The 21,170-nt window shown below is 47.2% G+C and carries 8 protein-coding genes; all 8 read left to right on the forward strand.

Annotation, left to right across the window (positions count from 1 at the left end):
- The first annotated feature begins 3 nt into the window (after positions 1-3).
- The gene (locus NIASO_RS14845; RefSeq protein ID WP_008587137.1) at positions 4-1,269 is read left to right on the forward strand and encodes a DUF4959 domain-containing protein; all 1,266 of its coding nucleotides are present in this window, start codon (positions 4-6) and stop codon (positions 1,267-1,269) included.
- Between the two features lie 22 nt (positions 1,270-1,291).
- Entirely contained in the window at positions 1,292-2,971 is a 1,680-nt protein-coding gene (locus NIASO_RS14850; protein WP_008587139.1) for a DUF4998 domain-containing protein, read from the forward strand.
- A gap of 191 nt (positions 2,972-3,162) precedes the next feature.
- The gene (locus NIASO_RS14855; protein ID WP_008587141.1) at positions 3,163-4,395 is read left to right on the forward strand and encodes a trans-sulfuration enzyme family protein; all 1,233 of its coding nucleotides are present in this window, start codon (positions 3,163-3,165) and stop codon (positions 4,393-4,395) included.
- Positions 4,396-4,782: 387 nt separating this feature from the next.
- Positions 4,783-13,395: a glycoside hydrolase family 94 protein gene (locus tag NIASO_RS14860; protein WP_008587143.1), complete on the forward strand. Its 8,613-nt coding sequence runs from the start codon at positions 4,783-4,785 to the stop codon at positions 13,393-13,395.
- A gap of 468 nt (positions 13,396-13,863) precedes the next feature.
- Entirely contained in the window at positions 13,864-16,071 is a 2,208-nt protein-coding gene (locus tag NIASO_RS14865; RefSeq protein WP_008587144.1) for an alpha-galactosidase, read from the forward strand.
- 679 nt (positions 16,072-16,750) lie between these two features.
- Positions 16,751-18,457 (forward strand): glycoside hydrolase family 35 protein, encoded by a 1,707-nt coding sequence (locus NIASO_RS14870; protein WP_008587147.1) that lies wholly within the window; start codon positions 16,751-16,753, stop codon positions 18,455-18,457.
- Positions 18,458-18,884: 427 nt separating this feature from the next.
- The gene (locus tag NIASO_RS14875; protein WP_008587149.1) at positions 18,885-19,922 is read left to right on the forward strand and encodes a nucleoid-associated protein; all 1,038 of its coding nucleotides are present in this window, start codon (positions 18,885-18,887) and stop codon (positions 19,920-19,922) included.
- 179 nt (positions 19,923-20,101) lie between these two features.
- The gene (locus tag NIASO_RS14880) at positions 20,102-21,121 is read left to right on the forward strand and encodes an aldo/keto reductase (RefSeq protein WP_008587151.1); all 1,020 of its coding nucleotides are present in this window, start codon (positions 20,102-20,104) and stop codon (positions 21,119-21,121) included.
- The last annotated feature ends 49 nt before the right edge of the window (positions 21,122-21,170 follow it).

The following is a 21,170-nucleotide window of genomic DNA, read 5'->3' on the forward strand; positions in this document are numbered from 1 at the left end:
ATTATGAAAAATCAACTTATTATAACCCTATTGATACTAATGCTGGTGGCGGCGTGTAAAAAGCAGAGCCGTTTTGAAACAGGAGGCAGCGACAATACACCCCCCGGTAAGGTTACGCTAAAGGAATACAAACCCTTGTTTGGCGGCGCCCGGTTTTTTTATACGGTTCCGAAAGATGAAGACCTGCTGGGCGTTGAAGCCGTTTATACCAACAAAAACGGACAGTCGTTTAAGTTTATGGCTTCGTATTTTTCCGACTCGCTGGATGTGTACGGGTTTGGCAGTATTGATGAATACAATGTACAATTGTATGCTGTAGACCGCTCCGGGAACAAATCGGATGTGCTGGATGTAAAAGTAGTACCACTTGAACCTGCTTATACAAGGGTGGCGAAAACAATACAGGCAAAAGCCGGATTTAGCTCATTTTTCCTTGACTGGCAAAACGAGCTGAAGCAGAACGTAAACGTATATGTGGAATATGAATTTCCGCAGGGAGGCACTACCCGAAAACTGACCACCGTGTTTTCCTCCAATCAGCCTGCAGACCGCAGGTTTATCAGCGACCTCTACCTCGCTTCCAATGAACAGGTAAAAGTAAAGGTAAAGGTGGGCGATATTTATGGCAACATAACCGATTTTATAGATAAGGGCTCTTTATCGCTTTATGATGATATTAAAATCCCCAAACAGGCGTGGACGATTCCGAACCCCAATGATTCTATTGGCGGAGTGCCTATGATGTTTGGGAACGGGCTGGAGGGAAGATCGCTGAAAGTGATTGACGATATTATCGACAGGGGCGATAACCTGAACTTCCTGCACACGCAAAGCCGCGGACGCACCGGCAAAAGCGCTAATGGCAATATGCCCTGGAACTTTATCATTGACCTGGGCGATTATTACGAGATCAGCCGGATTGTAACCCATCAACGGCATTCCGGCGGGCTGGCCAATGTAAGCCGCGGGCAGTACTATCGTACCGAAAATGTAGGGCGTTACCGTACCTATACCTGGAATGACACCACCAGCGAATGGGAGCAGGTGATGGAGTACCAGATTCCCGTTCCTGCGGGACTTACAGAGCTTGAGTTTGTAAAAATGGGCGAAGCAGGGGATATGGCTTATATGTATCCGGATAACCCCAAATACACCAAACGCACCCGAAAGTTCCGGTTTGAGGCAGTAAAAGGATTTTCAGGGAACTATACCCTCGATGATGCAAACTGTCTTTCGGAAATTACTCTTTATGGAAAAAAATCGCAATAGGTAAGCATCCAAAATCAGCATCATGAGCAACAAAAAATATATATACCTGTTCTTTTGTATCGTATTGGTAGTGGTATTGGCATCTTCGTCCTGCAGTAAGATGTACGATAATATGGAAAAATATGCCGGCGAAACGGTATACCCCGGCAGATTTGATACTATTATCGGGCACGTGGGATTTGAACGCGTTGAAATTGACCTGATGAGGGCCGGAAGAATCCCCGCCAGCCAAATAAAACTGGGCAAGGCAATGAAAACGATTGTGGAATATGATAGTATGAAAATCACAATCGATTCGCTGGCCTCCTGGATCAATATTAAGGACCTTAAGGTTTCTAAACTCTACCGGTTCAAAATATATACCATAGATGATAACGGAAATAAGTCCGTGCCGCAGCAGATCGGCCTGATCCCCTACACGGAAACCGACCTGGGAAACCTGGTTATTCCGTCGCCCCAGGCGCTTACTTCCTCTTCTTCAGCAATACTGACCTGGCCCACCGGAATTTCATCTGCCGTGTTAACCTATTATGGGCTGAAATATGCTTATAAGGATAAAAACGACGCCGCAATGACTGGTGACGGGGCGCAAAACCCGCGTATCGTAATGACAAACCTGAGTGCCGGGGCCACTGCGTCAATTGATATAAGTTATAAAATAATTCCTAAAGTCAATGGTACGCCTATATTGGATACCGTATGGGTACCACGCAAGATCCAGGCCAGTATCCCAACGGGAACTACTCCGTTCCAGCCCACTGAAGCAGCCGTTTTAACCGCTAACGGGGTTACCACGTTTACAGCGGATGCCATTGCCCCCATACAGAAATTGACTTTCCCCGTACATACGGTTAGCCTGCAGGATATTTTCTATTTCCAGGGCCTGAAAGAGCTGGATCTTACCGGCGGCACTATGTTTGAAATGACTAAAAACAGCTATAGCCGCAATGGTGCTTCGGATGTTATTGGCGGGGGGCCGCTGGTACCCTTTGCGCGACGCGTAGGCGACATGCCCGCGGCAAATGCACAATTCCTTCTTGATCTGCTTGATCAGGGAAAACTTACAAAAGTAAAATACCTGGCAAATTCGATGGGTATTGATAACTTGCTGGCGCCCTATGTAAGCAGTGGGGTGGTTGAAATAGTGGCCAAACCCGACGAAGCGCTCATTCCACTGCAACCCTTTTTACTAAATGGGGTTATCCAGGATGCGAACTGGGAGTTGGCCGTGGATGAAACGGGTGGCACCTACCCCGCAGGAACAGGGCTGCAAAATGTGGTGAAAGCCACTGTGAAGAAGGCGAATGGTACGCTGGTAATAGAATTACCGAAAGAATACGAGTTCGATGCAACACAATACAAGTATCTGAAATTTAAAGTGTATGCACCAGCAAAAACGGCGTTATCCGGCTCGTATGCACCTTACCAGCGCCTTTGGTTCCGCATAATGAATTATTTGTGGGCCTTTGCCACTGAAAGCAGCTATGGCCAGCAATATTGGGAGTATGGTAAAGATGCAAATAAAATCCCCGATGCCAGTTTGCAAACCTGGACGGATATGAAAATAGACCTGTCCCAATGTGCCGGCAAGCACAACCGTGTATTTGTTATCAATATCGGCGGAGAGCCTTCGGGTGCCTCCTTCCCCCCGGCACAGGAAATCACCTATTATTTTGCCAACCTGAGGTTTAGTAAAAATTAAAATCATACAAATTTATAACGGATTCCTGCCGCAGCGTTTTTGGCTGCGGCAGGTTCATTATCAGGCACAACAAAAATAGCTTCCACCTGCTTTTAAAAGAGGTAGGCATCGCTTTAATAAAAGTCTTACTTTCTTTAAGATCCTGCCCTTCCGTTTGTTATTTGTTACCTTTAACGAAAGTTGAGTAAGTAATGAATAATAATTCTCCCCGCTATTTTGATGATTTTTGCTCTGCAGCGATACACGGTATTGCTGATGAGGGAAGCTTGCATGCGCATGCAATCCCCATCTATGCCACATCAACATTTGTGTTTGACAGTGCCGAACAGGGTATGAACCGCTTTGCAGGAAAAGAGCCGGGATATATTTATTCGCGTTTTGCAAACCCTACTACGTCGGCGGCGGAGCAATTAATTGCCGGGCTGGAAGCGTTTGGGCTTACAAATGAGAACGGGCAGCCGCTGCAGTTAAAGGCGTTGTTGCACGCCAGCGGGCAGGGCGCGTTGGCTACTTTATGTTTTGCGTTGTTAAAAAGCGGAGACCGGATCCTCACTAATACCGCCCTTTACGGCGGCACGCACGAATTCTTCTCTTTTATTTTATCTAAAGCCGGGGTTCAAACGATTTTTACAGATCTTACGGATCTCAATGCCGTTGCAACAGCTTTGGAGCAATACCCCGATATAAAACTGATTCATATCGAATCGCCTACTAATCCCACTATGGCTTGTACAGATATCGAAGGGGTTTGTAAGCTTGCGGCGCCTTATGGTGTAAAAGTGAGTATCGACAATACCTTTGCCACGCCTTATCTGCAGCAGCCTTTTACCTTTGGCGTTGATTTCGTCTATCATTCCACCACAAAATTTTTAAATGGTCATGGCACGGCTATTGGCGGAGCCTTAATTGGTAAGGATATTGATTTTATGCAAACCTCCGGTACCAAAACATTTAAACTGTTGGGGGCAAACAGTAATCCCTTTGACGCCTTTCTGCTGATCAACGGTATCAAAACATTGCCGCTCCGTATGCAGCAGCACAGTAAAAATGCACAGCAAATAGCGGAATGGTTACATGCGCATCCGGCCGTTGCAAAGGTTAATTATAACGGATTGCCCGACCATCCTAATTACGCTTTAAGCAGAAAACAAATGCGCTACCCCGGAGCACTCCTTAGTTTTGAGTTAAAAAGCGGCCTTGAAGCGGGAAAAACATTTATCAATAAATTACAAATGTGCACCCGCGCTGTTTCTTTAGGCACGGTTGATACATTGATCTCGCATCCGGCTTCCATGTCGCATTCAGGAATGAAACCCGAAGATCGTTTAAGATCGGGAATAACAGATGGGTTGATCCGGATGAGCGTTGGCATTGAAGCCGTGGAAGATATTTTGAACGATCTTCAGCAAGCCCTTTTGCCTTAGTTTATACAACAAGACTAAACTCCCGTTAAAGCGCTTTTGAAGAACAGGCAGCAATGGTGCAGCAGTGCAATCGCTTTTCTGTATTAAGGAGCGCTGGCTGTGGTGTTGCGTACCTTGCTGCTGCATGGCATATTTATTGTACGTCTAATAGTCTGTATTCCAGCAGGTCGTAACAGCAACTCCTTGTTTTCGGCGGGGAGCGTTGCGTTCATCCGCCGGACCGCAAAGTGGGGAAGCTTCTTTCCGGGATGTATTGAAATGATTCCGGTAATGCCCGTATAACCGGCAGAGCTTTTTTAATAAATTCCCGCCGGGCGGCGAATAAGCAACAGCGATTCAGACCTGACCGGAATATTTTTTTTGGATCTATTCATTTATTGAACTACTATGAAAATTTCTAAACCCGTTGATGAGATAGTGGTGCGCATGCGTGAACTTTTTACGGGTGATGCCCTTCCTGCGTTCTCAAAAGAAGAGCCCTTCCGACAGGAATTATTTGGCTACGACCAGATGCAGCAACATGGCGTTCGTGTGGCAAAATCACATACGGTAGTAAGGGAGCACCCGCATGATAAAGTGTTGGCCCGCCTTACCGATAACGAGGCGGTGATCGGGAAAGTATATGAGTTGATGACGGATGCCGTAAGTGCCCAACTGCCCATTGTGCCGGCAAGTGAATGGCTCCTGGATAATTATTACCTCATAAAGGAGCAGATCGCCCTGGGGCGCAGCCATCTTCCAAAAGGGTACAGCGAAACGCTCCCGATCCTGGCAAAAGGCAGGTCAGCCGGTTTCCCCCGCGTATATGATATTGCGCTGGAACTGATCGCGCATAGCGACGGGCATATCAGTATCTCCAGCCTTACGGCATTTATCGATTCCTATCAAACGGTTACCCGGCTTACGTTGGGTGAGCTGTGGGCGGTACCGATCATGTTGCGCCTGGCAATCATTGAAAATATCCGGCGCATTGCTTCCCGCATTGCATTGGACCGGTTGGATAAAAACGTGGCCAGCTACTGGACACAACAACTATTGGAAACGGCGCAAAAAAAACCACAGGACGTTATCATTGTGATTGCTGAAATGGCAAAATCAAAACTAACCCTGAACAGCGGGTTTGTTGCAGAATTTATCCGGCGCCTGCAAGGCAAGGGGCATGGCCTGGGGATGGCCCTTACCTGGCTGGAAGAGCGATTGGCGGAAACGGAAAATTCATCCATCGACCTGGTAAATAGTGAAAATCAGAAACAGGCTACGGACCAGGTTTCGATACGGAACTCCATTGAAAGTATCCGCCTGATCAAAAGTACCGACTGGCGCACATTTGTCGAAACCGTCAGCGTGGTGGAAAAGATATTGCGTACCGACATCGGCGGCATTTATGAAAAAATGAATTTTACGACCCGCGACCGGTATCGACATGTGGTGGAATGGGTAGCTAAATATAGTGCACATGAGGAGTACCAGGTAGCACAGTTGGCAATAGACCTGTCCCGGGAAAGCTTTGAAAAAGACGACACGCCCCGCAAACAACATGTGGGGTATTACCTCGTGCATGAAACGGGCCAGAAGTTGCTGTTGCAAAAAGCGGACATGAAACTTACCGCCCGGCACCGCCTGAAAAGAGTATTGAAATATAACAGGTTGGTGTCCTATGTAAGCGCAACCATTATCATTACGCTTTTATTAAGCGGCTGGGCGGCATGGCATGCCTATAGCCGGGGCGCAAGCGAATGGCTGGCGCTGGCCCTGTGCCTGTTGGGTTTTGTTGCGCTGAGCCAGGCTATCATAATGCTTACCAACTGGATGGCTACCATCCTGGTAAGTCCGCGACCGTTGCCAAAAATGGATTTCTCTGAAGGTATTCCGGAATCGGAGAGTACGCTGGTAGCAGTTCCAAGTATGCTAATAAGTATAGCCGGCATTGATGAACTGGTGGATGAACTGGAAGTGCGTTACCTCGCCAACCCCGAAGAGCACTTATACTTTGCGTTGCTCACCGACCTTGCCGACGCTCCGGCGGAACACCTGCCGGAAGATGCTCCATTGATCGACCATGCAAAAAAACAAATAGAAACATTAAATGAGCGGTATGTAGCAGCGGATGCTGCCGGCAGCAAATTTTTTCTTTTCCATCGTCCCAGGAAATGGAACGCCGGCGAAAAAGTATGGATGGGTCACGAACGGAAACGCGGAAAGCTGGCCGAGTTGAATAGCTTTTTAAGGAAAACAGGTCATGACGATTTTGCTGAAATAACCGGGGATACTGCTTCTCTTCGTGCCATTAAGTATGTAATAACGCTTGATGCAGATACGCAATTGCCCCGGGAAGCCGCATGGAAACTGATTGCCGCCATGGCACATCCGCTGAACCGGCCCGAGATCAATAAACAGGGCCTGAGGGTTATTGACGGTTATGGCATTCTGCAACCGCGCGCATCGGTAAGTATCCCCAAAACCACCAGCAGTTATTATACAAAAATGCATAGTAACGATTCTGGACTGGACCCTTATACCCAACTGGTGTCGGATGTTTACCAGGATCTTTTTTCGGAAGGGTCTTTTGTTGGAAAAGGTATTTACGATATTGATGTTTTTGAACAACTGTTGGGGGACACTTTTCCGGCCAACCGCATTTTAAGTCATGATCTTTTAGAGGGATCCTATGTGCGTTCTGGCTTATTAACCGATGTGGAGTTGTTTGAGGAATACCCGGAAACTTATTGGGCCGATGTAAAACGGCGGCACCGTTGGATAAGGGGCGATTGGCAGATTGCAAGCTGGGGAACGCCTTTCGTTCCGGGAAAAGAGAACCGGGTACACAAAAATTTTATCTCAAGTCTTTCGCGCTGGAAGATTATGGATAACCTGCGGCGCAGCCTGATGCAGCCGGCAACGGTATTGTTCCTCATCCTGGGCTGGGTATGGGCGCCGCAGCCTGCTTTCTGGACCCTGTTGCTTATTATAACCTGGCTGCTCCCGATTGCTATTACGGCCGTATGGCAACTGTTTCAACGGTCAGAAACAATCAGCCGCCGTGCGCATTTGGTAGAAGTGGCAGATACGGTTATTTCAGATCTGTCGCACCTGCTGTTCACTATTGTTTGCCTGCCGTTTGAGGCGGTTAAAAACCTGGATGCGATCCTTCGTTCCAATTGGCGCATCCTGCTCTCGCACCGGCATTTATTACAATGGACCCCTTCAAAAGCAGCAGCAAACAAGCAAAAAGACCTTAGCGGGGCCTACCTGTACATGTGGCCTTCCGTTATCATTCCGGTAAGCTGTATTTTTCTTTTAAGCTTCTTTAGCCCTTCGTCTTTATTTATTGCGGCGCCGATCCTGATCGCCTGGCTGCTGGGACCGGCTATTGCCTGGTGGGTCAGCAAGCCCCGGGAAGCAAAAGCTGCAACGCTCCCTGCCAAAGCCATCCAGACCTTGCATCTTTACGCCCGGAAAACCTGGGCTTATTTTGAAGATTTTGTAGCATCGGAAGATAACTGGCTGGCACCGGATAATTTCCAGGAGCAGCCCATCACCTCATTGGCGCATCGTACTTCGCCAACAAATATCGGCCTGGCCCTTATTTCGAACCTGGCAGCCTACGATTTTGGGTATTTATCCCTTAAAAAGCTAAAAGAGCGCGTTGCCAATACCTTTGGAACCCTTTCCTTATTGGAGCGCTACAAAGGGCATTTTTATAATTGGTACGATACAACAACCTTATTGCCGCTCAACCCAAAATACGTTTCTATGGTGGACAGCGGCAACTTCTTTGGCTGCCTGCTGGTATTGCGGCAAGGCCTGCAGGAGCTGAGACAGGAACCCATATTTAAGCCACAGCAGGCATCAGGATTACAGGATGCCCTGTCTGTTTTAAAAAGTTATATCGACAAAAAAAATCAGCCGGAGCTGCTGAAGGAGCTGGATGTGCTGATCGCCGATCTGAAAATACAGGATTCTCTTACCGCAATACTGCCATTGCTGCAAACCATTCTTGAAAAAACGAAGGCACTTAAATTGGTTCCTGCCATTGCTCAAAATACTGCTGCAGCCGATTGGCAAAATCGACTGGAACTGCAACTGGAAGATTGTTTGGATGGCATCAATAGTTTTTTGGGGAATAGCGACGCTTCCTTATTGTCCGGAAAGATCCCCTCGCTTAATGAATTGATCGCTCTTGAAACAACGCCATTGCCAGTTACTGTTGCAACCGCAAAAACATTTTTAACAGAACTGGAAGCGCTTGAAAAAAGCTGCCTGGAATACACGATCGTTGAGTATGATTTTTTCTATAATAAAGCGCAAAACCTTTTTCATATAGGCTATAATGTTACAGAAGATGCGGCTGATAAAGGGTATTACGACATGCTGGCCTCCGAAGCCCGTTTGGGGATTTACACGGCCATCGCCCAGGGAAAGATCCCGCAGGCAGCCTGGTTTTCTTTAGGCCGGCTGGTTACCAATATGGGCGGGCACCCGGTATTGCTTTCCTGGAGCGGCTCTATGTTCGAATACCTGATGCCCCAACTGCTGATGCCGGTTTATGAGAATACCCTGCTGGACCGTACCAGTAAAGGCGCGGTACGCAACCAGATCAGCTATGGTAATAAGAATAATATCCCCTGGGGGATCTCCGAATCGGGCTATAATCTTGTTGACACCAGTTTGCATTACCAGTACCAGTCCTTCGGTGTGCCGGGTTTGGGACTAAAACGGGGGTTGGCAAATGATTTGGTTATTGCTCCTTACGCCACCATTATGGCGCTGGTGGTAGACCCTTTGGCCGCCTTTGATAATTTAAGCCTGCTGTCGCGCAATGGTTTCGAAGGCAAATACGGGTTTTACGAAGCAATAGACTATACGCCCTCAAGAATGCCTCGCGGACAATCACAGGCCATTATAAAGTCGTTTATGGTGCATCATGAGGGAATGAGCCTGTTATCACTCGCCTCGGTATTATTAAATAAAAAAATGCAGGAACGTTTTGAACGCGATCCGCAATTTCAATCGGCGTTGCTGCTGCTCCAGGAAAAGCCGCCCCGTACTACGAATTTCTATACGCATACTGAGGAAGAGGGCAGCCGTCAGGTCATTTCACAGGAATCGAACGTGCGGCTCATCACCACGCCGAACACACCGGTTCCGGAAGTGCAGTTATTGTCTAACGGAAAATATTTCCTTGTTGTTTCCAACAGCGGCGGCGGTTACAGCCGGTGGAAGGACATCGCGCTACACCGCTGGCGGGAAGACACGACCCTTGATAACTGGGGCGTATTTTGTTATATAAAAGATCTTTCAGACGGGCAGTTCTGGTCCAATACCTATCATCCTACCCTGAAAAAAAGCACGTCCTATGAAGCGGTATTAGCAAAAGGCCACGTAGCATTCCGCAGGTTGGACAATAATATTGAGACCAAGACCGATATTGCCGTTTCTCCTGAAGACGACCTGGAGATCCGGCGTATTCTGATCACCAATCGTTCTTCATCAACAAAAACACTGGAAATAACCAGCTATGGCGAAGTGGTTATTGCCAGTCAGCCTGCAGATGAAGCGCATCCTGCCTTCAGCAACCTGTTTGTACAAACATCCATCGACGAAAAACAAAATGCCATTCTTTGCACCCGCCGCCCCAGGACAAAGGATGAACAGCCACCCTGGATGTTTCATACCCTCATTCTCCAGGGCACAACGGCGGAAGCCATTTCTTATGAAACAGACCGGATGCAATTTATTGGTCGCGGCCAGTCTGTCATAAACCCCGCAGCCGTACAGACAGGAGGAAATTTGTCCGGCTCGCAGGGCTCTGTGCTGGATCCTATAATTGCCATACGTTATAAGATCAGTCTGAAACCCAGGCAACATGCCACTTTTGATTTGCTGCTCGGCATTGCCGAATCAAAAGAGCTTTGCACGGCTCTGCTGACCAAATACCAGGACCGGTATATCCGTAGCCGCATTTTTGAACTGGCATGGACCCATAGCCAGGTGTTGTTGCGCCAGCTCAACGCTACGCAGGCAGATGCCCGGCTTTTCAATGCTATCGCGGGCTCGCTCATTTATGCCAACGGCAATTTCCGTGCGGAGCCTTCGGTTATTGAAAGTAATTTAAAGGGACAATCGGGATTATGGAGCTATGCCATTTCCGGAGACCTGCCTATTGTGCTGGTACGGGTAAAGAACAGTGAGAATATTAACCTGGTAAAGCAATTGATACAGGCGCATTCCTACTGGGCCATAAAGGGGTTGAAAGTGGATCTGGTGATCTGGAATGATGACTTTGGTTCCTACCGCCAGGTGTTCCAGGATCAGATCATCGGGTTTATTACGGCATCCGGCAGTAATGTATTGGATCAGCCCGGAGGTATTTTTGTGCGCCCGGGCGACCAGATTTCCAATGAGGACCGGATATTATTTCAAACGGTGGCACGGTTGATTTTTGACGACGATAGGGGCACCCTGGCGGAACAGGTATTAAAGAAACGCACATCAAAAGGATTACCGGAGGTCCTCATCCCCCAACAACAGGCATACAAGCCTGACCTGTCAAAAACAGTGGCGCTTCCCGAAGGATTATTATTTGCCAATGGAACGGGAGGGTTTACCCAGGACGGAAAAGAATATATATTACTTACAGGGCCGCAAAAACGGTCCCCGGCACCCTGGTGTAATGTGATCGCCAATAAAGAGGTGGGAGCAGTGGTTTCAGAAAGCGGTTCTGCTTATACCTGGGTTGATAATGCCCAGGCTTTCCGGCTAACTCCCTGGCAAAACGATCCGGTAACGGATAAATGCGGTGAAGCCTATTATATACGTGATGAAGAATCGGGCAGTTACTGGTCGCCCCTGCCGCTGCCCCGGCCGGGCAAGAACGCTTACCTTACACGCCATGGCTTTGGTTATTCCGTTTATGAACATATTCATAACGATATCTATTCCCAGCTATGGATATATGCGGATGTGGCATTGCCTGTAAAATACACGGTGCTAAAGCTGCGTAATCTTTCCGGCCAGGTGCGCAAAGTATCCGTTACCGGATATGTAGAATGGGTATTGGGAGACACGGCTCAAAAGAATAAACTGTTTGTAGTAACCGGTAAGGATCCGCTCACCAATGTATTATTTGCCCGGAACCGCTATAACACCGCGTTTGCGGATAAGGTGGCTTTTTTTGATGTGGACGGTAGCGAAAAAACCTTTACCTGCGACCGTCTTGAATTTATAGGAAGAAATGGCGATTTGGCAAACCCCGACGCTTTGCAGCGTAAGCATCTTTCCGGCCGGGCGGGCGCGGGTTTTGATCCTTGTACGGCGTTACAGGTAGTCATCGAATTGCATCCGGATGAAGAACGCGAGCTTGTTTTTCGCCTCGGCGCCGGCAAAAATGAAGAAGAGACCCGCGAGCTGGTGGCAAAGATAAAAGGCAGTGCTTTTGCACACGATGCACAATCAAAAGTACATGATCAGTGGAATCATATCCTGGGGGCCGTAGCCGTAAAAACGCCCGACGAAGCACTGAACGTAATGGCCAATGGCTGGCTGGTATACCAAACGCTGGCCTGCCGGGTTTGGGGCCGGAGCGGGTACTACCAGTCGGGCGGCGCCTATGGTTTCCGGGATCAATTGCAGGATGTATTAGCGTTATTGCATACCCGTCCGGATATTACCAGGGAACAGCTCCTGTTAGCGGCCTCCCGGCAGTTTCTCCAGGGCGATGTACAGCACTGGTGGCATCCGCCCACCGGCAGGGGCGTGCGTACTACCTGCTCCGACGATTATTTATGGCTACCCTATGTTGCTTCCCGGTACCTCTCCGCCACGGGCGATACAGCAGTGCTGAACGAATATGTTTCTTTTATAGATGGACGCCCTTTAAGACCTGGCGAGGAGTCTTATTATGATTTACCTGTTTTTCTCAATCACTGGGAAACCTTGTACAACCATTGTAAATATGCAATTCGTTATGGGTTGAAATTTGGAGAACACGGTTTGCCCCTGATCGGCTCCGGCGACTGGAATGATGGGATGGATAAGGTTGGGGCAGAAGGCAAAGGCGAAAGCGTTTGGCTGGCCTTCTTCCTATATGAGGTGCTTCGCCGGTTTGAAACGATTGCCGCCGATTATGGCGATGCCGATTTTAGTGAACTATGTAAAACAGAATCAGAAAAATTAAAGGAAAATATAAATAAAAATGCCTGGGATGGCGGCTGGTACCGGCGCGCCTATTTTGATGACGGCACTCCATTGGGAAGCAACAACAATGAAGAATGTAAGATTGATTCCATTTCACAAAGCTGGTCATTGTTATCCGCCGCCGGCGATCCTGCCAAAAGTCTGCAGGGTATGAATGCGGTAAACGAATATTTAATCGACCGGAAGAATAAAGTGATCAAATTACTTACCCCGCCTTTCGACAAATCGGATCTGTACCCCGGCTATATCAAGGGGTATGTGCCCGGCGTCCGGGAAAACGGAGGTCAATATACCCATGCAGCAATATGGACTATAATGGCCTATGCTGCTTTACAGGACCGGGAGCGTGTTTGGGAATTATTTTCTATGGTTAACCCCGTTAACCATACACTGGCCCCCGGCCAGGTACAGCAGTACAAGGCAGAGCCCTATGTTATGGCCGCAGATGTGTACGGCGCCGCACCCCATGAAGGGCGTGGCGGGTGGACCTGGTACACCGGTTCTGCGGGATGGACCTATCAGTTAACCATTAACAGTATTCTGGGGTTAAATAGGATCGGGGAGCGCTTGTACCTGAACCCTTGTATTCCGGATCACTGGACGAATTATGAACTGCAGTATCGCTATGGGAATACTTTTTACAACATCAGGGTGATCAACCGCAAACGGGAGGGCGTGGCACTGCTCCGGGTGGACGGCAATGTATCAGGAGTGCCTTATGTTACGCTTGCAGACGATGGACAGCCTCATACCGTTGAGCTGGAAACGGGGGCAGCACCAATGGGGGAAACGAAAAAGGAGTAGGCGCGTGGTAGAGCGTTTCTCCCGGTTGATTGCGCTGCAATGCAGGATAGGGGCCGTTTATAGCCTGTGCCTGTAAGGAAACACATTGATGATTTTTGACCGGCGCCACTATTATTCATACTGGTGCATAGTCTGCTGCGTGTCGTCCAGTCTCCTGTATCCCGCCAGGCAACCAAAAACTGACGCCAGGTTTGTTTTATAATGAACCGGCATCAAAAATATTCCTCTTGCCGGGCAGTGAAGACACTGCCCGCGGCGTGGCAATGGTTTGTGTGCTCACAAACCACTTACGATTACGCATGTTAATAAAATTGATTCCGGCTCATTATTAATGCCCCATCTTAAAAAGACGATCGCCCAGGAAAAAATGTTATGCACTCATTCATACGGGTGTAGAATTGGTTTCATAAAAAAAGCCGAACTTTCACGCTGAAATAACTTTGCCTCCTTTTAAATAAAATAGTTGTAATGAATTCTTTTAAACTGCTATTGCTTGCTGTAATCTGTAGCATCGCAATTGATCCGGTACTGCACGCCCAAACAACCGCTATTCCCATTGAAACAAAAAATGTAGCCATTGTTTTGCAAACGGATAAAAACAATCATCTTAAAATTGTTCACACGGGCAGGGCATTGGCTTCGGCAACGGATTATGAAACAGCGGCGGCCGCTTACCGGCTTACCAGCCAGGGAGCCAACCTCAATAATGCGGCTTATACGGTGGCAGGCATTAATAATAATTTTGTGGAGCCTGCTATTGCAGTGGTACATGCCGATGGCAATAATTCGCTTGACCTGGTTTATGAAAAACAGCGTATGACCACTACGCCCGAAGGCGCCACACTTACTGTTGTTACATTAAAAGATGCCGTATATCCCTTTTATGTAGACCTGTGTTTCAAAGCCTGGAAAAATGAAGATGTTATTGAACAATGGACGGAGATCCGGCATACCGAAAAGGGAAAGGTAACGCTGAACAAATATGCCTCCGCAAATGTGTACCTGTTTGATGACCGGTTTTATTTAACCAGTTACAACGGCAATTGGGCAAAAGAAATGCAGCCGGAACTAACGCAGTTAAAACAGGGGATGCATACGATCGAATCCCGGTTGGGCACCCGGGAAAACCTCATCGGTACGCAAAACTTTATGCTGGCGATGGACCAGCCGGCTACGGAAACAACGGGCACCGTGCTAATGGGTCAGTTAGCCTGGAACGGCAATTATTCCATCCAGTTTGAAACAGATACTTACAAAAAAATGCACCTGGTAGCAGGCATCAACCCCTGGCAGTCTGCTTATGAGCTGAAACCCGGCTCCCGTTTTGAAACGCCAAAATTCATTTACACCATATCTTTTAACGGCACCGGAACGGGAAGCCGCAACCTGCAGCGCTGGCTCCGGAATTACCAGTTGCTGGACGGAAAAGGAGAGCGCCTTACTTTGCTGAATAACTGGGAAGCAACTTATTTTAATTTCGATCAGAACAAATTGGTCGACCTTTTTAAAGGGGCAAAAGACCTGGGGGTGGATCTGTTTTTACTGGATGACGGATGGTTTGGCAATAAATATCCCCGCAACAGCGATAATGCGGGTTTGGGCGACTGGCAGGAAAATAAAAAAAAGCTGCCCGACGGGATTCCTTACCTGGTAAATGAAGCCGGCAAGCAGGGAATAAAATTCGGTATCTGGATAGAACCTGAAATGGTAAACCCCAAAAGCGAGTTATACGAAAAACATCTTGACTGGGTATTACGCGAAGAAAAAAGGCCCGAGATCTATTTCCGCAACCAGATGGTACTGGACCTGACCAACCCCGAGGCACAGGATTTTGTTTTTGGAGTAGTTGATAACCTGTTTAAGAAAAATCCGTCATTAGCTTTTATAAAATGGGATTGCAATGCTCCTATCTTTAACGGCCATTCAAAATACCTCGAAAAGAATAAACTACCACAATCACACTTATACGTAGAATATACGCGTGGCCTGGAGAAAGTGTTGCAGCGCATTCGTGCCAAATATCCAAAGGTGCCGATGATGCTTTGTTCGGGCGGCGGCGGCAGAACGGATTATACCTTGTTGAAATATTTTACGGAATTCTGGCTGAGTGATGATACCGATCCGTTGGAACGGGTGTTTATCCAGTGGAACTATTCTTATTACTACCCTGCCATTGCTATGTGCAACCATGTTACCGAATGGGGAAAGCAGCCGCTGAAATACAGGGTGGATGTGGCTTCTATGGGAAAGCTGGGCTTCGATATTAAAGCAAACGATTTAAAACCGGAAGACAAAGCCTTCTGTCAGCAGGCGATAAAAAATTACAATGGATTCAAAGACATTGTTTGGCATGGAGATCTGTACAGGTTGAAAAACCCCTACGAAAACGATATGGCTTCACTGATGTTCGTAAATAAGGAACGGACAAAATCAGTGGTATTCAATTATCTTACTAACTGGCGTTACGTTGGGGATGCAGCATTGGACCCGGTAAAACTACAGGGGCTGGATCCGGCAAAAAAATATAAGATAAAAGAGCTGAACGTGTATGGTAACCAAAAACCAGGTTTTGATGAAAGCAAGGTTTACAGCGGCGATTATCTAATGAATATTGGGTTTAATCCTAATATTAACCTGCGCCGGCCAAGCGTGGTGCTGAGTGTGGAGGCTTTATGAGGATGTTTCAAAACTAGTATTCCGCCGGTAAGTTAAAAACAATACCATCCCTCATTTCCGGCTTCCCGGCATTGATTCACCTCCGTCTTTGATATAGCTGCGGCAACTTTTAACCCCTACCGGTTTGAAAATGCACTGTACGGTATTTGTCCACTGCCTCAATAGACTACCGTAAAAACACGATAAAAATCGGGTATTCTTCCGCTCCTTTCGGTGGGATCCTCTTATGAACTTTGTAACGGTTTTAACTCCTTTAAATCACTACAAAACCAATGTTATGTTACAAAAGAACACACCGGTTCCCGGCCGGATGGAATTTCATACAAAAAATGAAAAAAACCGGTATCTGCGATTTTTAGGTACTTTTTTTATCTGCGGCACCATCGCTACGCTGGCCATCTTCGTTTGTGCCTTATTTAGGCTCATTTGAGGACCAATGATTATAGTCGTCCCAGGAGGTAGCTGCCTTACTTTGTAAAAGGCTCCGGTAAAAAATGAAGCCGCTATTTCTGTTTTAAGGTATACATTCGTTGTGTTCTGGCAGGCTGCCGGAACTTTAAAACAATTACATACAGGGATGAAAAAAGTAGCGTTTCTTATCTTTTTTTTTATTAGCTGCATCGCAGGGCATGCGCAAGGTAGTAGACACATTTTCAGTTTGGGTAAATCCGATTTTTTAATGGATGGGAAACCCTTTCAGATCATCAGCGGGGAATTGCATCCGGCCCGCATTCCAAAAGAATACTGGAAACACCGCATCCAAATGACCAAAGCCATGGGATGCAATACCATAGCGGTTTATGTAATGTGGAACGACCTGGAAACGGCTCCGGGTAAATTCGATTTTAAAACCGGCAATCACGATATTGCCGCCTTTATCCGTTTGTGTAAAGAGGAAGGTATGTGGGTGTTGCTGCGCCCCGGGCCCTATGTTTGCGCCGAATGGGATTTTGGCGGTCTTCCTGCTTCTTTGTTGAAAATTCCTGATCTGAAAATCCGTTGCCGGGACCCAAGATATATGGCGGCCGTTACCGGCTATGTACAGCACCTGTCGGCCGAAGTGGCGTCTCTGCAGTGCACTAATGGCGGCCCCATTGTAATGGTGCAGGTAGAGAACGAATACGGAAGTTATGGTAATGATAAGGAATATTTGGAAACCCTTCGGAATCTCTGGATAAAAAACGGTATCCGCGTGCCTTTTTATACGGCTGATGGCCCAACCCCCTACATGCTCGAAGCGGGAAATATAAAAGGCGCCGCCATCGGGATGGATAGCGGTGGCGATCAGCACGCCTTTGATGAAGCAAAAAAATGGAACCCGGATGTGCCGGCTTTCAGCAGCGAAACCTATCCCGGCTGGCTCACCCATTGGGGCGAAAAATGGGCCCAGCCTGATAGTGCGGGTATAAAAAAGGAACTGGAATTTTTGCTATCCCACAAAAAATCGTTCAATCTTTATGTCATACACGGCGGTACTAATTTTGGATTTACCGCAGGGGCCAATGCTTTTTCGCCCACACAGTACCAGCCCGATGTAACCAGTTATGATTATGATGCGCCGATTAATGAGCAGGGCTTGCCCACGCCAAAATATTTTATGCTGCGCAATCTCATAAAAAAATATGTTGCCTATACCATACCCGAACCTCCGGCAGCAATACCCACTATTACGATCCCGGAGATTTCTATGAAAGCCTATTCCAGCATCTGGCAAAACCTGGGACAGCCGGTTCATTCGCCGCAGCCCGTTCCTATGGAGGCATTGGATCAAAACCAGGGGTTATTATTATACCGCACAAAGCTGATCGGGCATAAAAGTGGTACGTTGAAGATCTGGGAGCCGCACGATTATGCACTCGTGTTTTTAAATGGTAAATTTATTGATACCGTTTACCGCGATGGGGGAAAATGGGAAGTAAAGCTGCCCAAAACCGATGTGGCTGATCCGCAACTGGATATCCTGGTGGAAGGTATGGGGCATATCAACTTTGCACAGTTTATGATCGACCGTAAGGGCATTACCGACCGGGTAACCTTAAACGGAATGACCCTGATGAACTGGGATATTTATAAGGCTCCGTTAGATGCGTCGTATATAAAAAATCTAAATCCATCTGCGGGAACAACTTATGATGGCAAAGCCACTTTCTTCAAAGGTAGTTTTTCACTGGACCAAACCGGGGATACTTATTTTGACTTGTCGGGGTATAAAAAAGGTGTCGTATATGTTAACGGCCACAACCTGGGCCGGTACTGGTATATAGGGCCGCAATACCGCCTGTATTGCCCGGCTTCCTGGCTAAAAAAAGGACAAAATGAAATCCTGGTGTTGGATCTGCTGCAAAACAACCCGGCGAATATTTCCACAGCAGCATCGCTTTATTAAAAGCAGCAGCGCTCATTCGTGTATTCGGTACAACTAAGTCGTTTAAGCTGATTTTAAATTGCATAGGCACAGCAGAAATCACAGTGTCTAAAACAGCCTGAATTAGGGATAGGGATGATTAATTTTTTGGTCCGCAGATTTACGCAGACCCGCGCCATCGGCGCGGCGCGGATCACACTTCTTTCTTCTGCGAAAGTCTGCTTCCGATTTATCGGAACGCGGGAAACCTTTTTGACCGCAGACCTGCAGGGACCAGTTTCGTTGTATCCTTAAGTCATGCCGCAATGCAGAACGCTGGAATTCGTAGCATCGGCTACTATTTTGCCGGGGGGAGTAAAAAATTATGCGTTTATTCCGCAGGTAAGATGAAAGGGCCCCTATTTGCAACATTTTGTCTTATTTTGGGCGCCAAAATCAAAAGCAATCCATGCAATATTTCGAAGGATCGGCAATCTCGCATATTTGTGTACATAAAGTAGGGAACCAGTCGGAAGACGAATATTTAACCATTTCAAAAAAAGAACTGGCAGTAGATGATACCGTCAAAGAGCTGCTGACCCGTTATTTTCTAAACCCTTTTAAATCGGAGGAATATTTCCAGTTCTTTAGTGATAACGAAGATCTGCACCGGAACGAAGTGTGGACCTATGTTTCCGCCATTTTTGACCGGCCGGAACAAACCCTGGCACAATCCAAAAATCTGGCCCAGCATCTTTATAATCAGGGCACTTTGCCGGAGATAAAAGGGGGCGAGTTTTATGTGGTGTATTTTAAGGAAGGATTGCTCAACGGCGAAACGGTGGACGCCATCGGACTTTTTAAATCGGAAAATAAGGAACCTTTCCTGAAGGTATTTCCCATGGACGAGCATTTTGAAGTAGAAAGCGAAGAGGGTATCAATGTCAACAAACTGGATAAAGGTTGCATGATCTTTAATACTGATAAGGAGAACGGGTATATTGTTTCCGTGGTAGATGGTAAATCCAAAGCGGACGGGCGTTACTGGACCGATGCGTTCCTGCGCATCCGCCAGCGGCAGGACCAGTATTACAATACCGAAAGCACCATGGCCCTTTACAAAACCTATGTAACGGACCGGTTGCCGGAGGAATATAATGTGACCCGGGCGGATCAGGCGGACCTTTTAAACCGGAGTCTGCAGTTTTTTAAAGAAAAACAGCATTTTGATAAGGAAACGTTTAACAGCGAGGTGTTGGGCCATAAGGAATATATTGAAAGTTTCGATCGGTACAAGCAGCATTATACAGCGGAACATGATATGGAAATAGCCGAAAATTTTTCCATTTCACCTGCCGCGGTCAAACGCCAGAACCGGGCCTACAAAAGCGTTATCAAACTGGATAAGAATTTTCATATCTATATTCATGGCGACCGGAATATGATTGAGCATGGCGAGGATGATAAAGGCCGGTTTTATAAATTATATTTTCATAATGAGGAATAGGGCTCAGCTCTTCCGGAAGCAACCAGAAAATATTTTCCGGCCGGTAAGACGGTGAGGCGGTAAGCCCCGGGCTATTGACAACAAGATCTTTCCGTCTTCCCGCATTCCCGGCGAATAATTAAGAACCTTCCGCCAAAAAACAATAATTCTTTCCGCCGCTTTTCTTATAAATTTGACGCATGCAAATAAACTTACCCGTCGTTTCTTCCGGCACCAGTTTGCTGGGGAACTTGTATAAGGAACTACCCTACGGGGAGAAACGGGCTATCGTAAAAGAATACATTGATGCAACACCGGCGGGCAGTACGCCGCTTTTTGATTCCGCGGGTAAATATGGCGCCGGTTTGGCGTTGGAAGAGCTGGGGAAATGTCTGTCAGATCTGGGTGTTAATAAGGATGCCGTTTTGATCAGCAACAAACTGGCCTGGGTACGTAAGCCGCTGTTGACGCCGGAACCTACTTTTGAAAAAGGGATCTGGCACAACCTGAAGAATGATGCGGAACAGAAGATCAGTTATGACGGGATCCTGGAATGCTTTCGACAAGGAAATGAATTATTGGGTGATTACCGGCCGCAATTGGTATCAGTGCACGATCCTGATGAATATCTTGCTGCTGCGATTGACGCCGGCGATTATCGAAAACGATATGAGGATATCCTAAGTGCCTACCAGGCATTATCCGATCTGAAATCAAAAGGCGAAGTAGCCGGGATTGGCATTGGTGCGAAAGATTGGCGGGCGATTGAAAAAATAGCAAAAGACGTGCAACTGGATTGGATCATGATCGCCAATAGCTATACTATTTACAGTCACCCCCCCGAGTTGATCGCATTCCTGGAGGAATTGCATAAAAAAGACATCACCATCATCAACTCTGCCGTTTTCCACGGGGGATTTTTGATGGGCAGCGATTATTTTAATTATAACCTGCTGAGCAGGGAAAACCCGGAACATAGACCCTACTATAAATGGAGGGGTGCGTACTATACTATTTGCGGGGAGTTCGGCATTGACCCCGCGGCAGCGGCCATTTACTTTGGCTTACACGTGCCAGGTGTAAAAAGTATTGCGCTGAACAGCAGCAACCCGGCCCGCGTGCGTAAAAATGTAGAAATGGGCCACCAGGAAATTCCTGCAAGCTTCTGGGCGCGGTTAAAAGCGGAAGGTTTGATTGCTGCAAACTATCCCTATCTATAAAAACCGGGCGATTTCGTTTTTTAATTGTTACTTTAACAATTATTACAAG

It is taken from the genome of Niabella soli DSM 19437, from assembly GCF_000243115.2.
Lineage (GTDB): Bacteria > Bacteroidota > Bacteroidia > Chitinophagales > Chitinophagaceae > Niabella > Niabella soli.

What these genes read in the sequence shown, in the direction of transcription:
- NIASO_RS14845 (WP_008587137.1), top strand. Translation starts at nt 4, where the DNA reads ATGAAAAATCAACTTATTATAACCCTATTGATACTAATGCTGGTGGCG.
- NIASO_RS14850 (WP_008587139.1), top strand. Translation starts at nt 1,292, where the DNA reads ATGAGCAACAAAAAATATATATACCTGTTCTTTTGTATCGTATTGGTA.
- NIASO_RS14855 (WP_008587141.1), top strand. Translation starts at nt 3,163, where the DNA reads ATGAATAATAATTCTCCCCGCTATTTTGATGATTTTTGCTCTGCAGCG.
- NIASO_RS14860 (WP_008587143.1), top strand. Translation starts at nt 4,783, where the DNA reads ATGAAAATTTCTAAACCCGTTGATGAGATAGTGGTGCGCATGCGTGAA.
- NIASO_RS14865 (WP_008587144.1), top strand. Translation starts at nt 13,864, where the DNA reads ATGAATTCTTTTAAACTGCTATTGCTTGCTGTAATCTGTAGCATCGCA.
- NIASO_RS14870 (WP_008587147.1), top strand. Translation starts at nt 16,751, where the DNA reads ATGGATGGGAAACCCTTTCAGATCATCAGCGGGGAATTGCATCCGGCC.
- NIASO_RS14875 (WP_008587149.1), top strand. Translation starts at nt 18,885, where the DNA reads ATGCAATATTTCGAAGGATCGGCAATCTCGCATATTTGTGTACATAAA.
- NIASO_RS14880 (WP_008587151.1), top strand. Translation starts at nt 20,102, where the DNA reads ATGCAAATAAACTTACCCGTCGTTTCTTCCGGCACCAGTTTGCTGGGG.